The sequence below is a fragment of the Amycolatopsis sp. NPDC051903 genome (assembly GCF_044452505.1).
GTDB lineage: Bacteria > Actinomycetota > Actinomycetes > Mycobacteriales > Pseudonocardiaceae > Amycolatopsis.
The window spans coordinates 73,589-92,668 of record NZ_JBITBT010000035.1; the positions used below are offsets into that span (position 1 = coordinate 73,589).

The 19,080-nt window shown below is 71.4% G+C and carries 20 protein-coding genes; 16 read left to right on the plus strand and 4 right to left on the minus strand.

Translation table 11 applies throughout. From position 1 onward, the window contains the following. The first annotated feature begins 935 nt into the window (after positions 1-935). The 13 genes from ACIA77_RS41685 (at position 936) to ACIA77_RS41745 (ending at position 13,055) form a co-directional block, all read left to right on the plus strand. Positions 936-1,706, plus strand: a complete 771-nt coding sequence (locus ACIA77_RS41685; RefSeq protein ID WP_395891667.1) for a glycosyltransferase family 2 protein — start codon at positions 936-938, stop codon at positions 1,704-1,706. Beyond that, positions 1,703-3,700 (plus strand): glycosyltransferase family 2 protein, encoded by a 1,998-nt coding sequence (locus ACIA77_RS41690; RefSeq protein ID WP_395891668.1) that lies wholly within the window; start codon positions 1,703-1,705, stop codon positions 3,698-3,700. Before ACIA77_RS41685 ends, ACIA77_RS41690 begins: the two co-directional genes overlap by 4 nt. Then, positions 3,697-4,044 (plus strand): hypothetical protein, encoded by a 348-nt coding sequence (locus ACIA77_RS41695; protein ID WP_395891669.1) that lies wholly within the window; start codon positions 3,697-3,699, stop codon positions 4,042-4,044. The genes ACIA77_RS41690 and ACIA77_RS41695 overlap by 4 nt, the downstream gene beginning before the upstream one ends. Further along, positions 4,041-5,291 (plus strand): hypothetical protein, encoded by a 1,251-nt coding sequence (locus ACIA77_RS41700; protein WP_395891670.1) that lies wholly within the window; start codon positions 4,041-4,043, stop codon positions 5,289-5,291. Before ACIA77_RS41695 ends, ACIA77_RS41700 begins: the two co-directional genes overlap by 4 nt. After that, positions 5,288-6,985 carry a hypothetical protein gene (locus ACIA77_RS41705; RefSeq protein WP_395891671.1) on the plus strand — a complete coding sequence of 566 codons (1,698 nt, stop codon included), beginning with the start codon at positions 5,288-5,290 and terminating at the stop codon, positions 6,983-6,985. The genes ACIA77_RS41700 and ACIA77_RS41705 overlap by 4 nt, the downstream gene beginning before the upstream one ends. Continuing rightward, entirely contained in the window at positions 6,982-8,034 is a 1,053-nt protein-coding gene (locus tag ACIA77_RS41710; RefSeq protein ID WP_395891672.1) for a polysaccharide pyruvyl transferase family protein, read from the plus strand. The genes ACIA77_RS41705 and ACIA77_RS41710 overlap by 4 nt, the downstream gene beginning before the upstream one ends. Beyond that, positions 8,031-8,567 (plus strand): acyltransferase, encoded by a 537-nt coding sequence (locus tag ACIA77_RS41715; RefSeq protein ID WP_395891673.1) that lies wholly within the window; start codon positions 8,031-8,033, stop codon positions 8,565-8,567. Before ACIA77_RS41710 ends, ACIA77_RS41715 begins: the two co-directional genes overlap by 4 nt. Continuing rightward, positions 8,564-8,755 carry a hypothetical protein gene (locus ACIA77_RS41720; protein ID WP_395891674.1) on the plus strand — a complete coding sequence of 64 codons (192 nt, stop codon included), beginning with the start codon at positions 8,564-8,566 and terminating at the stop codon, positions 8,753-8,755. Before ACIA77_RS41715 ends, ACIA77_RS41720 begins: the two co-directional genes overlap by 4 nt. A gap of 31 nt (positions 8,756-8,786) precedes the next feature. Continuing rightward, positions 8,787-9,581, plus strand: coding sequence for a family 16 glycosylhydrolase (locus ACIA77_RS41725; RefSeq protein WP_395891675.1), 795 nt, complete (start codon positions 8,787-8,789; stop codon positions 9,579-9,581). 225 nt (positions 9,582-9,806) lie between these two features. Then, positions 9,807-10,814 (plus strand): sigma-70 family RNA polymerase sigma factor, encoded by a 1,008-nt coding sequence (locus ACIA77_RS41730; protein WP_395891676.1) that lies wholly within the window; start codon positions 9,807-9,809, stop codon positions 10,812-10,814. A 27-nt stretch (positions 10,815-10,841) separates the two neighbouring features. Continuing rightward, positions 10,842-11,588 (plus strand): DUF899 domain-containing protein, encoded by a 747-nt coding sequence (locus ACIA77_RS41735; protein WP_395891677.1) that lies wholly within the window; start codon positions 10,842-10,844, stop codon positions 11,586-11,588. 44 nt (positions 11,589-11,632) lie between these two features. Then, positions 11,633-12,391, plus strand: a complete 759-nt coding sequence (locus ACIA77_RS41740; RefSeq protein ID WP_395891678.1) for an SDR family oxidoreductase — start codon at positions 11,633-11,635, stop codon at positions 12,389-12,391. A 40-nt stretch (positions 12,392-12,431) separates the two neighbouring features. Further along, positions 12,432-13,055 carry a maleylpyruvate isomerase family mycothiol-dependent enzyme gene (locus tag ACIA77_RS41745; RefSeq protein WP_395891679.1) on the plus strand — a complete coding sequence of 208 codons (624 nt, stop codon included), beginning with the start codon at positions 12,432-12,434 and terminating at the stop codon, positions 13,053-13,055. Between the two features lie 5 nt (positions 13,056-13,060). Here ACIA77_RS41745 and ACIA77_RS41750 read toward each other — a convergent pair whose 3' ends face one another. From ACIA77_RS41750 to ACIA77_RS41760, 3 genes are all read right to left on the minus strand, one after another. Further along, entirely contained in the window at positions 13,061-14,572 is a 1,512-nt protein-coding gene (locus ACIA77_RS41750; RefSeq protein WP_395891680.1) for a glycosyltransferase family 39 protein, read from the minus strand. Between the two features lie 224 nt (positions 14,573-14,796). Continuing rightward, a complete protein-coding gene (locus tag ACIA77_RS41755) occupies positions 14,797-15,324 on the minus strand; it encodes a hypothetical protein (protein WP_395891681.1) in 528 nt (175 codons plus the stop codon). A 151-nt stretch (positions 15,325-15,475) separates the two neighbouring features. Beyond that, entirely contained in the window at positions 15,476-16,270 is a 795-nt protein-coding gene (locus ACIA77_RS41760; protein WP_395891682.1) for a maleylpyruvate isomerase family mycothiol-dependent enzyme, read from the minus strand. A gap of 43 nt (positions 16,271-16,313) precedes the next feature. Between ACIA77_RS41760 and ACIA77_RS41765 the strand changes: the two genes are divergently transcribed. Continuing rightward, the gene (locus tag ACIA77_RS41765) at positions 16,314-16,505 is read left to right on the plus strand and encodes a hypothetical protein (RefSeq protein ID WP_395891683.1); all 192 of its coding nucleotides are present in this window, start codon (positions 16,314-16,316) and stop codon (positions 16,503-16,505) included. On the opposite strand, the gene ACIA77_RS41770 is transcribed toward ACIA77_RS41765, so the two are convergent. After that, positions 16,506-17,291, minus strand: coding sequence for a GNAT family N-acetyltransferase (locus tag ACIA77_RS41770; protein WP_395891684.1), 786 nt, complete (start codon positions 17,289-17,291; stop codon positions 16,506-16,508). It abuts the gene before it with no gap. A 68-nt stretch (positions 17,292-17,359) separates the two neighbouring features. On the opposite strand from ACIA77_RS41770, the gene ACIA77_RS41775 reads away from it, so the two are divergent. Together ACIA77_RS41775 and ACIA77_RS41780 are read left to right on the plus strand one after the other, a co-directional pair. Further along, positions 17,360-18,259 (plus strand): hypothetical protein, encoded by a 900-nt coding sequence (locus ACIA77_RS41775; RefSeq protein WP_395891685.1) that lies wholly within the window; start codon positions 17,360-17,362, stop codon positions 18,257-18,259. 34 nt (positions 18,260-18,293) lie between these two features. Continuing rightward, complete coding sequence (locus ACIA77_RS41780; RefSeq protein WP_395891686.1) at positions 18,294-18,599, plus strand: hypothetical protein; 306 nt, start codon at positions 18,294-18,296, stop codon at positions 18,597-18,599. Positions 18,600-19,080 lie beyond the last annotated feature (481 nt).

A 19,080-nucleotide genomic window follows, 5' to 3' on the forward strand; every position in this document is an offset into this window, starting at 1 on the left:
CGCGCCCCGGTCCTCGCGTTTCCTCGGATCGGGGCGCGCGGCCGTTTGTGGGGGTGCCGGAGAAATTCGTGAAGATTCGGGTTGAACCGCGGGGAAACACCGGCCGAAGTCGGGTTCGGACAGTTCCCGGCGCCACCGCCGGCGGTCCCGGCCGCTGCGAGGTGCGAGGCCGCCCACCACTCACCGGGACGGGGCCGGAGGCGACTGACCAGTAGGTTTGCGGAGTTCGTTGTGATCAACAACAAAGCATGCCTGATCTTCGCCCGGCCTGACAAGACCTTCGGGCCGGGTCTAGACCATCGTCGGGTAAGGACGCCGTCAGTCATTGACAAGGTGCGGGCGACCTGTGATTCTCGGCCTCACGCAGAGCTGACAAGAAATCACCTGACGACCATTCGGATTGTTTATGTCCCACGCAATCTCTCGCCCCTCGGTCGCGGTCAACCGACAGGGAATCAGGAGAGCCTGGACGGGCGCGCGAAGATCACGCGGCGCCTGATCCGTTCACCGCCGGCCGTTGTCCGGCCCGGGCAGGGAATCTCCGGGCGGTGATCCTTCGACGGCGTGCTTGTCGCGCCTGAACCGGGGACACCGCTGCGCGCCGCAGCTGCCGCAATCACTGCCCGACCGGTAGTGGCGATGAGCTGCTTCGGGGTGCCCGCACACGCAGACCCGCTCGTCGGTCATTCGCCGCGTTCACTCCCTGCCGCGCTATCGCTTTTTCGATCTCCGATGGTCAGTGTAGCCGATCGGAGCCACGACTACTCCGGCGCCGCGTTCGCCCGGTGGCGTTTTCTCCTGGCCACACGGGGTTTTCACGCTGCAGCCGGGGAAGTGTCCCCACCGCCGCCACCCGTTTCACCCGTTTTCTCCAGGCCAGTGCCGACGAGCCGGTGTTCCCGGCGACCCGGCTCCGACACCCGTGAGAGGTGGCCATGCGCAGCCCCGATCCCCGCATCTCGCTCGTCATACCCGTCCTCAACGAGGCGAGGAACCTCGAAGTCGTGCTCCCCGCGCTGCCGGAGGTGCACCAGGTGATCCTCGTGGACGGACACTCCGTCGACGACTCGGTCGAAGTCGCGAAGCGCTGCCTGCCGGACATCGAGGTCGTCACGCAAAGCCGGGCGGGCAAAGGAAACGCGCTCGCCTGCGGGTTCGAGCGCGTGACCGGCGACGTCGTGGTGATGTTCGACGCCGACGGTTCCGCGGCGCCCGAAGAGATCCCGCTGTTCGCCAAGACCCTCGTCGCCGGCGCGGACTTCGCGAAGGGCAGCCGGTTCACCACCGGTGGCGGCAGCGACGACATCACCCTGCTGCGCAAAGCCGGCAACGCGGTCCTCAACGGCTTCACGAACCTGTTGCTGCGCACCAGGTTCACCGATCTGTGCTACGGCTACAACGCGTTCTGGACCGACCTCATCCCGACGCTGGGCCTGCCGCCGACCGCGCCGGGGCGCGAGGCGAACCGGCAGTGGGGTGACGGGTTCGAGATCGAGACGCTGATCAACTGCCGCATCGCGCTGGCGGGCCTGACCATTGCGGAGGTGCCCAGCTTCGAGCGTGACCGGTTGTTCGGCACGAGCAACCTCGACACCTTCCGCGACGGGATCCGCGTGCTGTGCGTGATCCTGCGCGAGTACACGCGCTCGTGGCGCCGCCGGCGACGCCGCGTGCTGTCCGGTTCGGACCGAGTGGTGGAGTCATGACCGAGGTTTCGGTGGTGATCTGCTGCTACACCGCGGATCGCTGGACCGACCTCGGCGCGGCGGTCGCTTCGCTGGGCGCGCAGACGGTGGCGCCGGCCGAGGTGATCGTGGTGGTCGACCACAACGCCGACCTGCTGCAGCGGGCGACGGAGGCCTTCACCAGTGACACCGTCCGGGTGCTGGCCAACGAGCGCACCGCCGGTCTTTCGGGTGCCCGCAACACGGGATTCCGCGAAGCCAAGGGCGAACTCGTCGCCTTCCTCGACGACGACGCGACGGCCGACCCGTGGTGGCTCGCCGAACTCGTTGCGCCGTACCGGGATCCGGCGGTCGCGGCCGTCGGGGGCCGGGCGGTGCCGGTGTGGCCCGGCGGCACCGCGCCGCCGTGGCTGCCGCCGGAGCTGTACTGGATCGTCGGCTGCGCCTACACCGGGCAGCCCGGGGAGCTCGCCGAGGTGCGCAACATCATGGGCTGCGCGATGTCGTTCCGCCGGGCGCACCTGGAAAGCCTGGGCGGGTTCGCCGAGAGCGTCGGCCGGACCGCGGCGCTGCCGCTGGGCTGTGAGGAAACCGAACTCTGCATCCGGCTGCGCCGGCGGGTTCCGGGTGCGAAGGTGCTGCTGCAACCCGCCGCGACCGTGCACCACCGCGTGTCGGCCGACCGCACGCGCCGCGGCTACGTCCGCCGCCGCAGCTGGGCCGAGGGACTGTCCAAAGCGGCCGTTGCGCGGCTGGTCGGTGCGCAGGACGCGTTGTCGTCCGAACGTTCCTACGTCCGGTCGGTGCTGCCGAAGGCCGTGCTGCGGGAACTGCGTGCTGGCAACCCTTCCGGCGCGGCGGGGGTGTTCGTCGCGACTGCGGCTGCCGGGTTCGGGTACGTGCGCGGGTCTGCGCGCCGGCCGGATCCCGAGGCGGCTGCTGTTCCGGTGTACACAGTGGACGTCGCGGATGCGGAGTGGGCGGGCGAGGCCGACGTGCTCGTGCGTTCCGGCCCGGTCGTGCTCGGCAAGGCTCGCCGCAGCACCGAAACCGGCACTCTCGCGGCCTTGGCCCCGGAACAAAGCAGGGCACGGCCACCGCGGCCGGCGCAGCTGCCGCGGGTGAGTGTCGTGCTCGCGACGGCCGGGCGGCCCTCGGACGTACGCAGGTGCGTGGCGAGCGTGCTCGCCACCGGCTACCCCGACCTCGAAGTGCTCGTGGTGGACAACACGCCGGGCCGGCCACGGGCCGAGCTCCTCGCACTGGCCGGCGACCGTGTGCGCTTGCTGCACGAACCCGTCCCCGGCGCGTCCCGGGCCCGCAACCTCGGTGCCCGCGAGGCGACCGGCGACGTCCTCGCGTTCACCGACGACGACACGATCGTCGACCCGGGCTGGCTCGTCGAGCTGGTCGCGGAGCTCGCCCAGCCGGGGACCTCGTGCGTGACCGGCCTCGTCGAGCCGCTGTGCCTGAACACCCCCGCCCAGGTGTGGTTCGAGGCGTTCGGCGGCTTCGGCAAGGGCTACCGCCGCCGGACTTTCACCGACGACGCGCGCAACGTGCTGTCTCCCGGCCGCTTCGGCTCCGGCAACAACATGGCCTGGCACCGCGAAGCCTTCCTCGCGCTCGACGGCTTCGACGAACGCCTCGGTCCCGGCCGCCGCACCCACTCGGGCGAAGACCTGGACCTCTACCTGCGGCTCGTGCGTTCCGGCGGGCGAATCGTGTACACGCCGCACGCCCTCGTCCGGCACGAACACCGTGCCACGGAAGGGGAACTGCTGCGTCAGCTCAGCGGTTACGGCACCGGGCTCACCGCGCTGTACCTCCTCCACGCCACCCGGCGCGGCGGCCTGCGCGAACTCGCCTCGGCCCTCCCGCGTGGTCTGCCGGTCCTCCTCGGCCGTCGCTCGACCGGCGCGAGCACCCCCGCGTTTCCCCGACGGCTGGTTGCCGCCCAGGTGCGGGGAACGGTGTCAGGACCGTGGGCGCTGCTGCGGGAGCTGATCCGATGACGCCGCGCGCCACCACCGCCGTCACCGCCGTGCTCCTCGCCGTCACCGCGCTGACCGCCGGGTTCGCCGCGCTGGACATCACCGGGCCGCTGCGCGTCGCCGTCACGGTGGTGTTCCTGGGATTCGCCCCGGGCTGGTCCGTGGTCGCGTTCTTCCGGCCCGGGACGTCGTCGCTGACGTGGGCCGTGGTGATCAGCGGGAGCGTCGCGATCGATCTGCTCGGGGCGCAGCTCATGCTGCTGACGCAGTGGCAGCCGGCGCTGGCGTCCGGGTGCGCGCTGGGTGCTTGTGCGGCGCTGCTGGTTTTCCACCTGATCCGGCGTCCTGCGGAAGGAACCGCATGACGAGCACCACCGCGCCGCGGGCCGGGAGCGACCGGCGGGCGCTCGGGGCGGGCATGGCGCTGTCCCTGAGCGCCGTGATCACCGGGGTGGCCGGGTTGGTCTGCTGGGTCGTCGCCGCGGCGACGTTGCCGCAGGACGCGGTCGGTCGGGCGGCCGGGTTCGTCTCGGGATTCGTGCTGGTGGCGGGGATCGCGCAGCTCAACGTCGGCCTCGGGCTGCTGCGCTGGCTGCCCGCCGCCGGCGCCGAGTCCGGCCGGCTGGTCGGCCGCGGGTACCTCCTCGTGGCTTCGACTGCCGTGGTGGGCGGCCTTGTCTTCGTGCTGCTGCCCGTGGGCCGCCAGACCGCGCCGGGACCGCTCGCGCTGCTGTTCATCGCTGCGAGCGTGTGCTGGGCCGTCTTCCAGCTGCAGGACTACGTTCTCGCGGCGCTCGGGCGGGTCTGGTGGGTGCCGCTGTTCAACGGCGCGTTCGGGCTCGCGCGCGTTGCGGTGCTGCCGGTCCTCGGCGCCGCGCTCGGCACGGTCGGGGTGCTGACGTCGTGGACCGCTCCGACCGTGGTGTGCGCCGCGATCGCGGGTGCGCTCGTCGTGGTGCTGGCCCGGCGCAAACGCGCCGAACCGGGAGCGGACCTCCCGGACCGGCGCACCGTCGTCGCGTTCCTGGCCCCGACCTACCTCGCCACGATCGGCACGACCGTTCTCTACAACGTCGTCCCGCTGATCGTCACGACCCGCCTCGGCCCGGCGAGCGGCGCCGTGTTCTTCGTGGTGTGGAACGGCCTCACCGCCACCGACTACGCCATCAACGGCTTCGTCAACTCCATGGTCCTGCGCGGCTCCGGCGACGCGGCGGCCCGGCCGGTGATCCTGCGCGCTGTCGCGGGACGGCTGGGGCTGCTCGTCGGGGCGGGAGCGGTCATCGGCATCTCGCTGGCCCCGCTGCTGCTCGGGTTGTTCGGCTCCGGTTACGCGGAAGAGGGGAGTGGTGCGTTGCGCGTCCTGCTCGCCGGGCTGGTGGCCCGGGTGGTCGTCGCGCTGGGCGTGGCGACGCGGCTGATGGACGGCGACGGGATGGGCGCCGCGCGGATCCAGCTCGCCGGCACGACGCTCGTCGTCGGCGGGGTGCTGCTGGCGCCGGCCTCGGCCGGCCTGCCCGGTCCGGCGCTCGGGTTCGTCCTGGCCCAGGTGCTGGTCGGTGCGCTCGTCGCGCCGTCGCTCGTCCGGAAGCTGCGCGGGGTGAGCCGGTGACCCTCGTCCTGATGAAACCCGCCGAAGCACCGGCGCCGCCCCGGCGCGGCTGGCTGGTCCCGGTGCTGGCCGTGCTCGCCGTCGCGCTGTACGTGCTGTTCCTCAAGCCCGTCGACCCCAGCGCGCTCGGCTCGTTCGGGCTCATCGGCGCACTGCCGCCGGCCGTGTTCGTGGCGCTGGCCGTGCTCACCGCCGCTTTCGTACTGGAAGTCCGCTCGCCGCGGCGGCGGACGTGGCTGCTCGGCCTCCTGACGACGCTGGCCGTGCTCAGGCTGTACGGCCTGCAGCCGCTCACGGAACCCGTCGCGCGCCTCCCCGTCGCGTGGCTGCACGCCGGCTGGACCGACTACATCGGGACCCACGGCGGCGTGCTGCACGACTTCGACGCACGCTTCTCCTGGCCCGCCTTCTTCGCCGCGGCGGCGTGGCTGGCCAAGCTCGCCGGGGTCGCGAGCCCGACCGCGCTGCTCGCGTGGGCTCCGCCGCTCCTCACGGGACTCGCGGCCATCGGGGTGCACGCCGTCGCGACTGCCGTGCTCGGCCGCGGCCGCGTGCCGTGGCTGGCCGCGTGGACGTTCCTGTGCGTCAACTGGGTCGAACAGGACTACTTTTCCCCACAGGGCCTGGCTTTCGTGCTCTACGCCGGCGCGCTCGCCGTCGTCTTCCGGTGGCTGGTCGGCGAGGCCACGCCGAAACGCCGCGTTGTCGCGTCCTTCGGGCTCGTGCTGCTGATCGTCGCGCTCGCGCCCGCGCACCAGGTGACGCCGTTCGCGCTCGCCGCGATCCTGTTCGTGCTGACCGTGACGCGGAAGCTGAAGGCGCCGTGGCTGCTCGCCGTCGCGGTGCTGGCCCCGCTCACGTGGCTGGTGGTCGGCGCCAGCGACTACTGGGTGGGCCACCTGCAGGTGCTCACGGGCGGCATCGGTGACCTGTCGGGCTCGGTGCAGCAGAACGTGCAGGAACGCGTCGGCGGCGACACGGGCCGGCTGACGGTGCTCGGCTTCCGCTTCGCGCTGACCGGGCTCCTCGGCGTGCTCGCGGCCTTCGGCTGGTGGGGCTTGCGGACGCCGGAGGGCCGCCGGCCGATCGTGCTCGCCGTGGTGGCGGTGGTGCCGGCCGGGCTCGTCGCTTTGCAGTCCTACGGCGGGGAAATGCTGCTGCGGTCCTATTTGTACTCGCTGCCGCTGTTGTGCACGCTCGCCGGCGCCGCGCTCGACCGGTGGGTCAGCCGGGGCCGCGGCCGCTTCGCCCCCGCCGCGCTGGTCGTCGTCCTCGGCGCGGCCGCTGTGCTGCTCGTCGGCGCCCGCGGCGGCAACGACGGGTACGTCGCCTTCCGCGCGTCCGACCGCGCGGTGGTCGCCGAGGCCTACCGCCTCGCGCGGCCCGGCCAGCAGCTCTCGTCCCTCACCGCATACGTGCCGCTGAACTGGGCACGCGTCGGCGAAGTCAAGCAGGGCTCGCTCGAGCGGACGTGCGTCCCGGGCCCCGGCGAGGCGTCGTGCATCCGCCGCGTCGGCCCGGACTTCGTCGTCCTCACCCGCGCCCAGGACGACTACGGCGTGACGCTGCTCGGCCTGCCCGCGGGGTGGACCGAGTCCGTGCGCACCGAGCTCGTGACGTCCGGCGCGTACCGCGAGCAGCTGCGAGCCGGCGATTCGGTCCTGCTCGCCCGCATCCCCGGAGGTTCCCGATGACCGACGTCCCCGCTCGCCTGCTCTACGTCGGCTGGACCGGCCAGGGCAACCTCGGCGACAACGCCATCGCCGACGCCCTGCTGCCGCGGCTGCCGGGCGTCGAGCCGTGGCACGTCCCGCACGAGCCCCGCGCCTTCGCCCGCCGGGTCGTCGCGGACGGGCTTCGCGGCGCGCGCGAACGGGCGGTGCTCGTCGGCGGCGGCACGGTCGTCGGCCGGCGCAACTGGCGGCTGCTGCTGGAAGCCACCGGCCGGCTGCTCGCGTGGCGCCGGCCGTGGCACCTGATCGGGATCGGCGTCGAAGATCCCGCCTTTCAGGGCCGCAACTCGTTCTCGGCCGGCGGGGAACTGGCGCGCTGGCGGGGCTTGTGCGCCCGGTTCGACCGCGTGACCGTGCGCGGACCGCGCTCGGCCGCGTTGCTGGAGTCGGTCGGGGTGCCGGCGGAGGTCGTCGGCGATCCCGCGCTGCTACACGAACCCGAACCCGTTGCACCGCAAGAAAAACTGCTCGGCGTCAACCTGGGCTTCGGTGACGACCTCTGGGGCCACGACCACGGACGGGTCGTCGAAGCCGTCGCCGATCTCGTGCGCGGGCTCGCGGCCGACGGCTGGACCGCGCGGTTCCTGGTGATCAACCGGAAGGACCGGGTGTTCGCCGACGAAGCGGTGCGGCTGGCCGCAGTGCCGGCCGAGATCCGCGCCGCGGACACGGTGCCGGAGTACTTCGCGGCGGTGGGCGACTGCACGGCGCTCGTGGCCGAACGCCTGCACGCGCTCGTGCTCGCGGCGGCCGCCGCCGTCCCCGTGGTGGGGCTGGAGTACCAGCCGAAGTGCGCGGACTTCCTCGCGTCCGTCGGCGCGGAGGAACACTGCGTGCGCACCGACCGCGTCACACCGGGGCTGCTGCGCGAGCACGTCGACGCGCTGGCGGAGGGCCGCGCGGCCGAGTCGGCGCGCCTGCTGGGCGAGGTCGGCGAGCTGCGCGCCCGGTTGCGCGACGAGCTCGCCCGGATCCGCGACGGCGCCGAGCTCACGGGGAGCGCGCGGTGAAGCGCGTGCTGCGGGAGCTGCGGATCGAGCTCATCACGCTGACCCGCCGGACGCTGCTCAACGCGGTCGCCGGCAGCTCGCTGGCCCCCCGGCCGCTGCGGTGGCTGATCTACCGCGCGTGCGGGATGGACGTGCGCACGCCGAACGTGTTCCCCGGGCTCGAGCTCGCGGGCCGGCCGGGGAACCTCGTGGTGGGCACCGGAACGTTCGTGAACACCGGCTGCTTCTTCGAGCTCGTCGGCGAGGTGACGATCGGGCGCGATTGCCAGCTCGGCATGCAGACCATGGTCGTCACGTCGCACCACGAGACGACGTCCGCGGGGATCTCGCGCTCACCCGTCGGCCGGCCCGTGCACATCGGCGACCGCGTGTGGGCCGGCGCGCGCGTGACGATCCTGCCGGGCGTGACGATCGCCGACGACGTCGTCCTCGCGGCGGGCGCGGTGGTGGCGGCGGACTGTCCGGAGCCGGGCGTCTACGCGGGCGTGCCCGCGCGGCTGGTGCGGGCGGCCGAGAAGGCGGGTGCGCGGTGATCCCCGGACTGGACTGGGCGGCGACCGCCGCGTTCGCCCTGGTGCTCACGCTCGTGCTGGCCCGCACGGCGGTGGGGGAGCTGAGCACGGCCGGGCCCGCGGTGCTGCGGCGCTTCGACGTCGCGGCGGGCGCGGCGGTGGTGGCGCTCGTGGTGGTGCTGGTGTTCCGCGTGCTGGCGCAGCTGTAGGCGGCGGATTTTCGAAACCCGGAGGTGCTCGATGAACAAGACCCGCACGACAGCCGTGGTGGTAGCCGTCGCCTGCCTGTTCCTGGGCTTCGGGCTCGGTGCCGTGTCGGCGCAGGAGGCGAACGGCCCGGCGGGCACGGCGCAGGGCCGCCCACTGGTCGCTTCCGACGAATTCGACGGCACCGCGCTGGACACGACCAAGTGGTCGCCGTACGACGCGAAGTCGTCCAACGGGATTTCGCACTGGAAGCCGAGCGCGCTGTCCGTCCACGACGGCGAACTGCGCATCGACGGCCACGGCAAGGACCCCACGGGCGCCGCCAACACGTCCGGCGCCCTCTGCTGGTGCCGCGGCGACGGCGACCGCACCTACGGCCTGTGGATGGTGCGCGCGAAGTTCGACCCGGGCACGGGTTACGGCATCGCGATGCTCCTGTGGCCGCAGTCGGACCGCTGGCCCCAGGACGGCGAACTGGACATGGTGGAGAGCGCCCGCCCGCAGAAGAACACCGCCCTGGCGTCGGTCCACTGGGGCAACCCGCCCAGCGGCAGCCGCGACAGCGGCAAGCTCCTCGGGGACTACACCCAGTGGCACGTCTACGCGGTCGACTGGCGCCCGGACCACATCAAGTACTCCATCGACGGCAAAACCGTCTACGACACCCGGTACAGCACCAAACACCCGGGCATTCCGCACGGGCCGATGCACCTGGTGATGCAGCAGGAGCCCGGCCCGTTCGGTGCGCCGGGCTGGATTCCCGCGCCGGACGAGTCGACGCCCGACCACGTGGTGATGCACGTCGATTGGGTGCGCGTCTACGCGTGAGCTGAAGACCGCTTCACACCCGATACGCGCGAGCTCCTTCTCCGTTTTTTGCCGGACGCACAAGATCGGTCCCTGACCTGATTTCGCCGGGTCAGGGGCCGATTTCCGGGTGGACGTGCACCCCGGCGCCGAAATTGCCCGGCCGCGGAGCGCCCAGTTTCGGTCGTCGCCGGCGTCCATACTGCGAACGCTTCAACGCAGGGGAGAGGTGACGCGGAAGTGGGGATGGCTACTGCCGACCTGGTGACCAGGGCACGCGCCGGGGACGGCGACGCGTTCCGTGAGCTGACCGAGCCGCACCGTCGCGAGTTGCACGTGCACTGCTACCGGATGCTGGGGTCTTTCCAGGACGCCGAAGACGCGCTGCAGGACACGCTGCTGTCGGCCTGGCAGAGCGTCGGGGCGTTCGAGGGACGTTCGTCGGTCCGGACCTGGCTGTACCGCATCGCGACCAACCGCTGTCTCGACGCACTGCGGTCGGCGAGCCGCCGCCCGGCTGTCCCGTGGGACGTGCCCGACGTCGAGCCGCCGGAGCCGACCCGGCTCGGTGAGGTCGTGTGGCTCGAACCGTATCCGGACGCAGTGCTAGACGGTGCGCTCGGCACGCAGCCCGGCCCGGCGGTCCGCTACGAGCAGACCGAGGCCATGTCGCTGGCGTTCGTGGCCGCGCTTCAGGCGCTGCCACCCCGCCAGCTCGCGGTGCTCGTCCTGCGTGACGTGCTCGGCTACCGCGCCCGGGAAGTAGCCGATTTGCTCGACACGACGGTGGAATCGGTCACCAGCGCGCTGAAACGGGCCCGGGCGGGGTTGCAGCGTCACCGGGCGCCCGCCGAGGATCGTGACCGGGTGCCCGCGCCTGGCTCGCCGGCCGAGCAGGAAGTGGTGGCGAAGTTCGTCCGGGCGTACGCGGCCGGTGACCTCGAGGCGCTGCTGGCAATGCTCACCGACGACGTCCGCCTCGCCATGCCGCCGATTCCCCTCGAGTACCACGGCCGCACCGACGTCGGGCGGTTCTACGCCACCATCCTGAGCCCGGCCTTCACGTACGAGTTCGTGCCGACGCGGGCGAACGGCCAGCCCGCACTCGGCACGTACCTGCGCGGCCCGAACGGCCTCCGCCACGGAATCGGCCTGGTCGTCCTCACCCTCGCCGGCGACCGGATCTCGGCCATCACCCGGTTCGACAGCGGGGTGCTCCCGTCGTTCGGCCTGCCCCGCTCACTTCCCGCATGACTCCCACGTTCGAGAAAGGACATCGTCGTGACCAGACCGCAGATCGTGTCGCCGCAGGAATGGCAAGCGGCGTGGCAGCAGTTGCTCGTGAAGGAGAAGGAGGCGGTCCGGGCCCGGGACGCGCTGGCCGCGTCGCGGCGGCGGATGCCGTGGCAAGCCGTGGAAAAGGAGTACACGTTCGAGGGGCCGGACGGCCCGGCGAGCCTGCTCGACCTGTTCGGCGGACGGCGTCAGCTGATCGTCTACCGCGCGTTCTTCGAGCCCGGGGTGGACGGCTGGCCCGACCACGCTTGCCGCGGCTGCTCGATGATGGCCGACCACGTCCCGAACCTCGCGCACCTCAACGCCCGCGACACGACCCTCGTGTTCGCCTCGCGTGCCGCGCAGGCGGACATCGAACGCGTGAAGGCGCGGATGGGGTGGGAGATGCCCTGGTACACCTTGACCGGCGACTTCGACGCCGACTTCGGGGTGGCCGAATGGCACGGCACGAACGCCTTCATCCACGACGGTGACGCCGTGTTTCGCACGTACTTCGTCCACAACCGCGGCGACGAGGCGCTCGGGACCACCTGGAGCTACCTCGACCTGACCGCGCTGGGACGCCAGGAACTGTGGGAGGACTCGCCTCCGGGCTACCCGCAGACCCCGCCCTACGAGTGGTGGGACTGGCACGACACCTACGGCGAACACGCGCCGTCGCGGTGGTTCGGCGACCCCGATCCCGACAACCCGAACGACCAGCGGCCGCCGCGCCGCGCCGGCCGACCGTGATCCGCCCATACCTGCCGACACTTTCACCCCTCAGGAGAAGCAACATGCCCGATTCCACCCGGATCGAAGGATCGGTGGCGCTGGTGACCGGTGCCAACCGCGGCATCGGACGCGCGATCACCGAAGCGCTGCTGGCGCGGGACGTGGCGAAGGTCTACGCCACGGCGCGTGCGCCGCGGACCGTCGAAGCGTTGCGGGAGCGCCACGGGGACCGCGTGGTTCCGTTGCGGCTGGACGTCACAGACACCGATCAGGTCGCGCGGGCCGCCCGCACGGCCACCGACGTCGGCCTGCTGGTCAACAACGCGGGCGCGTTCCAGCCGACGGGCCTCACCGACGCGGCGATCGTCGAGGTAGCCCGGCGCGAGATGGAAGTCAACTACTTCGGCGCCTTGCGGATGTTGCACGCCTTCGAGGACACCTTGGTGCGCCGCCGCGGCGCGCTGGTCAACATCGGGTCGGCCGCCGGGCTCAGCACCGTGCCGATCCAGCCCACCTACAGCGCCTCCAAGGCCGCGCAGCACTCGCTGACCCAAGCCTCGCGCGCGCTGCTCGCGGCTCGGGGCGTGACCGTGCACGGCGTCTACCCGGGGCCCGTCGACACGGACATGACCAGGGATCTGCCGCCCGCGTTCGCCAAGACACCCGTCGCGGCCGTCGCGAACGCGATCCTCGACGGTGTCGAGGCCGGCGAGGAGGACATCTTTCCGGATCCGTTCGCCGTGGCCTTCGGGCAGCGGTTCCACTCCTCGCCCAAGAGCGTGGAGCAGGAGATGGCGGCGATCGTCAGACTGCCCGCATAGTTCGCCCACGGGGCCGGACGGGCGGGCTATCTTCGTCGGCGTGCCCGACTTCTCGCAGATCCAGCGATCCGAGCTCGCCGCGCTCGCCGATGACCTGAGTGGACTCGACGCGCGGCAGTGGCGCTCGACCACGTTGTGCGCCGACTGGGACGTCGAGGAAGTGCTTGCCCACCTCGGGGCGGCCACGAGGTTCACCCGGTGGCGGTGGATCCGCAGCATGGCCGCGGCCCGGTTCGACCCGGACGTCCACAACCGGCGGAGTCTCGAACAGTTCCGCGGCGCCGACCCGGCGGAGACTCTCGAACGGTTCCGCCGGGCCGGCACCATCACGCTGCCGGTCAAGTCCTCCCCGTTCGGACTGAGCGAGGTGATCGTGCACGCCGAGGACATCCGCCGGCCGCTGGGCCTGCGGCACGTCCCCGACGCCGCGGGCCTGCTCGCCGTCGCCCGGTTCTTCACCGCCAAGGACTTCGCGGTGAAGAGCAAGACGCTGGCCGAGGATCTGACGCTGCGCGCGACCGACGCCGACTTCCGGCACGGCGCCGGACCCGAGGTCCGCGGCCCGCTGCTGTCCCTGGTCATGGTGCTGGCGGGCCGCGGCGCGTGCTTGTCGGACCTGAGCGGCGACGGAGTGCCGGAGCTGAGCGGGCGGCTGGCCGCCTGACTTTCTCAGGAGTGCCACAGCTGTGGCCACAAGGTGTTCCACCCCTGTGCCGGTGCGGCGCACAGCCAGATCGGCACGCCCTGGTTCAGCCGGGCGAAACCGTGGCCGCGGTCCGTTGGCGCCACCGACTGCTGCACGCAGTGCGTGGCCAGCTGTGCCGGATCGGTGCCGACGAACAGGATCGTCCGCGCGGTGTCCGGTGGTTCGCCGAAGGAGGAGTACCCGCGATGGGGGCTGTACGCGGCGGGGAGCCCGCGGGCCCGGCCGTACCAGTTCAGCGCGGCGGCCTGCCAGTAGTGGCCGGTGACGATCGTGGTCGCCTCCCGGGCAGGCGGCGGCAAGCTGTCGAAGGTGGTGATCACCGCGCCGGTGAAGCCGCTCCACCCTTGTTCGGCCCGCACTTCGAGGGTCGCCGCCGTGGCCCAGGCCGGCTCGCCGGCGAGCAGGCCGGTCACCAGCACGACGGCGCCGGTGAACGCGGAAACGCCCACCGAGGCGATCCTCCGCCACCACCGTGCTCCTCGCGTGGAACTGAGGCGCGCGACCGCGGCGGCCCAGCACACCGGGAACAGGCCAGCGCAGTAGTAGTACCGGCCGCCGGCCACGAGCATCACCGCGGCGACAGCGATGCACGTCCAGCCCAGAAAGCGGTACGGCGCGAGCCGGGTGTCCCGCAGCAGGGCCCAGCAGCCGTAGCCGGCCAGCGCCGCGCCGGCGAGTGCGCCGTTCGACACCACCGTCAACGGCAGGACAGCCGCCCTGCCGCCGGCGAACTCGCCGGTTTCCTGCGCGACAACGGGAATCAACGTCGCCTGCGGAAAGCCGTGGCACCACTGCCAAACCAGGTACGGCAAGGCGCCGGCCCCCGCGAGCGCGACCAGCTTCGCGAGCCCGGCCCCCGGCACACTCCGGCGCCTGGTCACCAGCAGCACGGCGAGACAGCACACCCAGAACACGGCGATCAGCGGTTTGACCGTGAACGCGACCCCCGCGACCAGCCCCATGCCCCACCAGAGGCGGTCGGAGCGGGTCCGGGCCCAGCGCACCAGCAGCCAGGTCGTCGCGATCCACAACGGGGTGTCGAACGTCTGGGTCAGCAGCAGCGATCCGGTGTCCAGCACCCGGGGCGACGCCGCGCACGCGGCCGCCGCGGCGGTTTGCGCCCAGCGCCCCCCGCCGAACTCCCGTGCGAGCAGCGCGGCCAGTACCACCCCCACGACCGTGGCGACCACCGCGGGCGCGCGCACCACCAACGGCGCGCCCCCACCCGCTTCACCGAGCCACGCCAGGAACGGCACCAGAAATCCCTGGTCCGCGTAGCCCCACGACAGGTGCTGCCCGGCGGCGAGGAAGTAGAGCTCGTCGCCGTGGTAGCTCCGCCGCGCGGCCCCGGCCAGCAGCGCGAGAGCCGTGCCCAGCGCCACCAGCGCGACCGGCACCCACGCCGGCGGTACCCGGCCGGATATCGCGGCCGGCCGCGGAACAGCCACCGGCCCGGCGCGCAGCGCGGTCTGCATGCGTTCCCCTCCCTCTGATCACGGATGGCGCGGACGGAACCCCACCGGAACGCGGTTGATCACCACGACGCCACTATACACAGGGGGTATACCTTGAGTGTATAGATGCGTTCACGCAGGTCAGGAGGTTGAGTATGTCGCTACCGCCTGGTCAGGGCAGCGCTGTCGCCGAACCCGCGATCACGGCTCGCGGGCACCGTCGAGGCTGCTTCCGTGCGTCACCTCTATGCGCGGCCCATTCGCTTCAGCGCGAAGTCGAACCTGGCCTGAGTGAGAGGTTCACACCGGACCAGCGCGATGTCCCGGCGCAAATCGAGACCGGCCAGCTCGGCGACCACGGCCCCGCCGCGCGAAGCGGCCTCGGCGATGAACCGCGGCAGATACGTGGGCGTGCGTTCGTCGGTACCTCGGTCAGCGGCTGGTGGGGTGAACTGCCGCAGGGTTGTCGATCCCGGGTGAGGACCGTGGTGATCGGACGGGCCGCGCAGGATCACGGCCAGCGCGATGTCGGGGTCGGCGGTGTAACAACCGCTGGCCCACGCCGCGTTGGCCTCGATCACCGCCCCGTCGCCGCCGGGGGTCCCCACGTCGATCACGATGCCGCTCGGCACAGTGTGGCCGGCCGCGTCGAGTAGCTCAGAGCCGAATGCGACGGCCGCGCGTGGTGCCGGCCCGAGGTCGTGCCTCGCGTAGCGGCGGAAGGTGCCAAAGCGATGTGCATGACGGCGCAGCGGTCGATCGCAGCCGCACAATCGCGAACGCCAGCTCGGTGCCTCGCACTCGCAGAGAAGCAGTCAAGCCTCGTGCGGCGTGTGTGGCGGCTTGCGGACCATTACCCGACTTTTCGAATTTCCCGATCAGGCTGAACGTCCGTGGGCCAAGACGCCCCTGCGTCGGTGGCGGTCAGCCGCTGACGTGGGCGGTGTTGTCGAGCCAGTGCCGGGCGAGGGCAGCGTCGCCGTCGATGCGGACGGCGTGGTCGGTGAGGGGGAGCCGTCGGGTCAAGGTCAGCAGCAGGGATCGGGCCGGGCCGGTGACGGTCACGTCGGCCGGCTGGGTCCCGGGCTGCCACGTTGCCCCGTCGGGCCGCCGTTCGATGAACCAGGCGCGCGTGCCGTCGGCGGTGTCGGTGGCCAGCCACTGCAGGGTCTGCCCCGTGCCGCGGATGGCGTGGGCGGACTCGGGCCGCCGCACCTCCCACGTGGGGGAGGTGAGCATCGTGAAGTGGTTGCTGATGAGGGCGGCCGCGAGGTCGGCGTCGACGTCGGCCGGGCGGTTCGCGGCGGTGGCTGCGTCGAAGCCGTGGACGACGGTCTCGTTGAGGACGCTGGACAGCCAGAACCGTGTCCCGGACCGCTCGTCGCCCGCGGCGTTGAACACCGGCGCGTCGAGAGCGTCGTCGGAGCACGCGCTCGTGACCCGCCGGGCCGACTCCGCCAGCCACGCCTGCCACTCGCGGGGGTCGGCCGGGAGCGCGGCCACCTCCGTGGGCAGCTGGGTCGGGTCGGTGATGCGCCGCTCGATGATCTCCGCGACCCAGTTCTGGGTCTGGCCCACGTGCCCGACCAGATCGCTGACCGTCCATTCCGGCGTCGTCGGCACGACGGCGCCGGGCCCGGCCGCGGCGGCCGATTCCGCCAGCCGCCGGGTGTGGTCGACGATCGCTCTCCGGGCGCGTTCGGCGTTCAGCTCGGTCATGGGAGTGCCCTCCGTGGGTTCGGTGTGCTGCGGATGACTCGGCGTGCCGGTCGAACTCAAGGCTCGGCGTTTCGTTGCCGATCAGCCGAACTCGTGCGGTCAGGTTCTGGAGTTGTCGGACGTCTGGTTCGTGGCGTGGGTGGGCTTTCTCGATCCGGCCGTACTCGGCGAACGCGGCGACCGAGTTGCCTGGCTACGGGGTGGTCGTGTCGAGTCGGTCGTCGTGGTCGGCTGATCAGGTCAGCGCGCACCGCAGGACGATTTCGCCGTCGTCGATCTCACCGGTCGGCTGGAAGCCGAAGCCCCGGTAGAACGGCCACGGTTCGCCCTTACCCGGTTGATAACTGGTGAACAGCTCAGTGCCACCGTCCGCCCTGACCCGTTCGATGACCTCGGCCAGTGCGGCGCGTCCGTAGCCGCGACGTTGGAACTCGGCTCCGACGAGCAGCCGCCACAGGACGTACGAGCCGACCACACCGCGCGTGCCCGGCGGCACGGCCCAGTTCAGCATGACGAAACCGACGGGCACGTCGTCTGCGTACACAGCGCGATACCAGGGCGACAGTTGTGGTTTCTTGCGTGCCTCTTTCAGTGACTTCTTCACCGACGCGACGAACTTCTTCTGGTCCGGCCGGACCCGCACGGCGCACACGGCGTCGCGGTTGTCGTCGGTGATCTCGCGCAGTTCGACGTGTGCGGTCACCTGGCCATTATCGGTCCGGGACCCGCCAGTCCCGCCACCCCGGAAGATGTGGACCGCGGGTAGCGGTACCTGCTGGACGCCAGCGCGCCACCGGTTGGCACAAGATCGGGCCCTGGCCGGGTTGCGCCTGGTCAGGGGCCGGTTTCTGCAGGTGGTCACGAGTGCCCCGGGGCTGGGTCGGGCGATGTCTCCGTCAATGAAAATGGCGTCTGAGCAGCGGTTTCCGTGGTCATGGGCATCGTGAGCTGCCGCCGCACTCGTCGAGGTGATGGGGGGTGACATGTCCATCGGCGCGGTGCGTGACGTGAAGAGCGCCACGTCGACATCGCTTTCGGTGGAACTCCCGGCCTACGCGGCACCTGGCCCCGTCACGGTCGAGACGCCGGGTGGGGCCGGAACCGGTACCGACGACGTCGTGGTCGCCCCACCGGAATCTCTGCCGCAAACGTCGCGGCGTCGCCGAAACTGGCCGTCGACGGCGCACCCTCGGTCGTCACCATTGCCACCGCGGGCAAGGTCGCGTTGCTGCGCTTCGCCGGCAAGAAGGACCAGCGGCTCACCCTCGGACTCGCGGGGTCAACCTTGCCGCCGCCATCGCCGTCGGCGGCGCGACGAAGACTCTGACCGTCGCGCAGCGAGCACAGTTCGCCGAAACCTCGTTCACCGCGATCACCGGCCAGCGGCTCGACCTCGGGCTCACCGGTCCGACGTTTCCCAACGGGACTTCCCTGCGGGTGCGCGTGCTCGGCCCCACCGGGCTGACCGTGTTCGACAGCGACGTCGCGCAGAACGGCGCTGCGACCTTCGTCGCGCCGACGGCCGGCAATTACCGCATCGTCATCGCCCCGGCAGGGTTCGCGGCGGGCTCCGTCGTCGCCACGTTGTCCGAGCAGCTCGACGCGGGCACATTGCAGCTCAACGTTCCCAGAACGTTGTCCTTCTCCCGCGCGGGCAAGGAAAACCGGGTCCACTACGCCGGAACCGCCACTCAGCGCCTCGCGCTGAACATCACGGGGGGGGCACGCTGCCGTTCCTCCAGCACGGGTACCGCCACTGTTGTTCTCACGTTCGCCACGGCCGCAGTGCGGTGGGCCTCCCAGCCTCGCGGCCAAACCGCACCGCGCGTTGAGCCGTCTCCGCTGCTCGGTGCGCAGTTGTTGCGGTCGAACGTGTACGGTCCCAGCACGATCTCGTACGAGCCGGTCACCGGCAGCGCGGGCAAGCTGATCGTCGCCGCACCCTGCCCGCTCGCGAGAATCGTTCCGTCCGGTTTGGACACCATGTAGTACGGGTAGGACGAGATGCCGCACCTGCCCGCGGGTGTTCCGTCGGGCTTCGCGCAGCCTGCACCCGCTGCGCAGGGCGGGCGCTCGCACGGCCACGTTCACCCGCGAAGGCCCGTTCGACCAGATCAGCACGTCGACGGACTGGGCCGGCAAAGCGACCGGCTACGGATACTGGCCCAGCGGAGCACTGCGCACCGTCACCGACCCCACGTCTCGCACCACGACGTTCGACGTGCTCGAAAGCGGGCATGCTGCGAAAGCCACCGACAACTTCGGCCACGCCACAAACTCGCCGACCTCGACCGGACGCTCGAGCGCGCCGGCAACGGCGGACCGGTGACCATCGGCATGCCCGCGCTGCGGACCTCGCCCAGCCGCACCTGACTGCGCGCGTGGCGGTGCTGCTCCGCAGTTAGTTCGGGGCAGCTGAAGCCGATGGCAACACTTCGCTGTAACCGCCTGATCACCAGACAAGCTTGAGAGGCGTCTCAACCGGCGACCCGTCGTGGTCGACGACGTGTGGCTGTCCTGACCGCAGACACCGGGTTCTGATCACCGATTGTTGACAACCGGCCGCGCCGATCGTTGAGATGGTCGTACGATGACCGACCCTGACCCCCGCGACCTGGAACTCGACACTGCTCGCCAGACATATCCGGTTGGTGATCACGTGATCGGGAAGGTCACACGGATCCCGCGTCCCGGGACCATAGGGCTGTTCGTTGACCTAAGTGATGTCTCGTAACCCGGTTTGAGCTCGGTCGCGCTGATCGTTGATCATGTAGTTGTGCAGGTGATCTCGGCATCGCGTTCGGAATGGA

Bases quoted from the DNA above. Each gene is read 5' to 3' on its own strand.
- ACIA77_RS41685 (WP_395891667.1), top strand. From the start codon at position 936: ATGCGCAGCCCCGATCCCCGCATCTCGCTCGTCATACCCGTCCTCAAC.
- ACIA77_RS41690 (WP_395891668.1), top strand. From the start codon at position 1,703: ATGACCGAGGTTTCGGTGGTGATCTGCTGCTACACCGCGGATCGCTGG.
- ACIA77_RS41695 (WP_395891669.1), top strand. From the start codon at position 3,697: ATGACGCCGCGCGCCACCACCGCCGTCACCGCCGTGCTCCTCGCCGTC.
- ACIA77_RS41700 (WP_395891670.1), top strand. From the start codon at position 4,041: ATGACGAGCACCACCGCGCCGCGGGCCGGGAGCGACCGGCGGGCGCTC.
- ACIA77_RS41710 (WP_395891672.1), top strand. From the start codon at position 6,982: ATGACCGACGTCCCCGCTCGCCTGCTCTACGTCGGCTGGACCGGCCAG.
- ACIA77_RS41725 (WP_395891675.1), top strand. From the start codon at position 8,787: ATGAACAAGACCCGCACGACAGCCGTGGTGGTAGCCGTCGCCTGCCTG.
- ACIA77_RS41730 (WP_395891676.1), top strand. From the start codon at position 9,807: ATGGCTACTGCCGACCTGGTGACCAGGGCACGCGCCGGGGACGGCGAC.
- ACIA77_RS41740 (WP_395891678.1), top strand. From the start codon at position 11,633: ATGCCCGATTCCACCCGGATCGAAGGATCGGTGGCGCTGGTGACCGGT.
- ACIA77_RS41750 (WP_395891680.1), bottom strand. From the start codon at position 14,572: ATGCAGACCGCGCTGCGCGCCGGGCCGGTGGCTGTTCCGCGGCCGGCC.
- ACIA77_RS41760 (WP_395891682.1), bottom strand. From the start codon at position 16,270: ATGACCGAGCTGAACGCCGAACGCGCCCGGAGAGCGATCGTCGACCAC.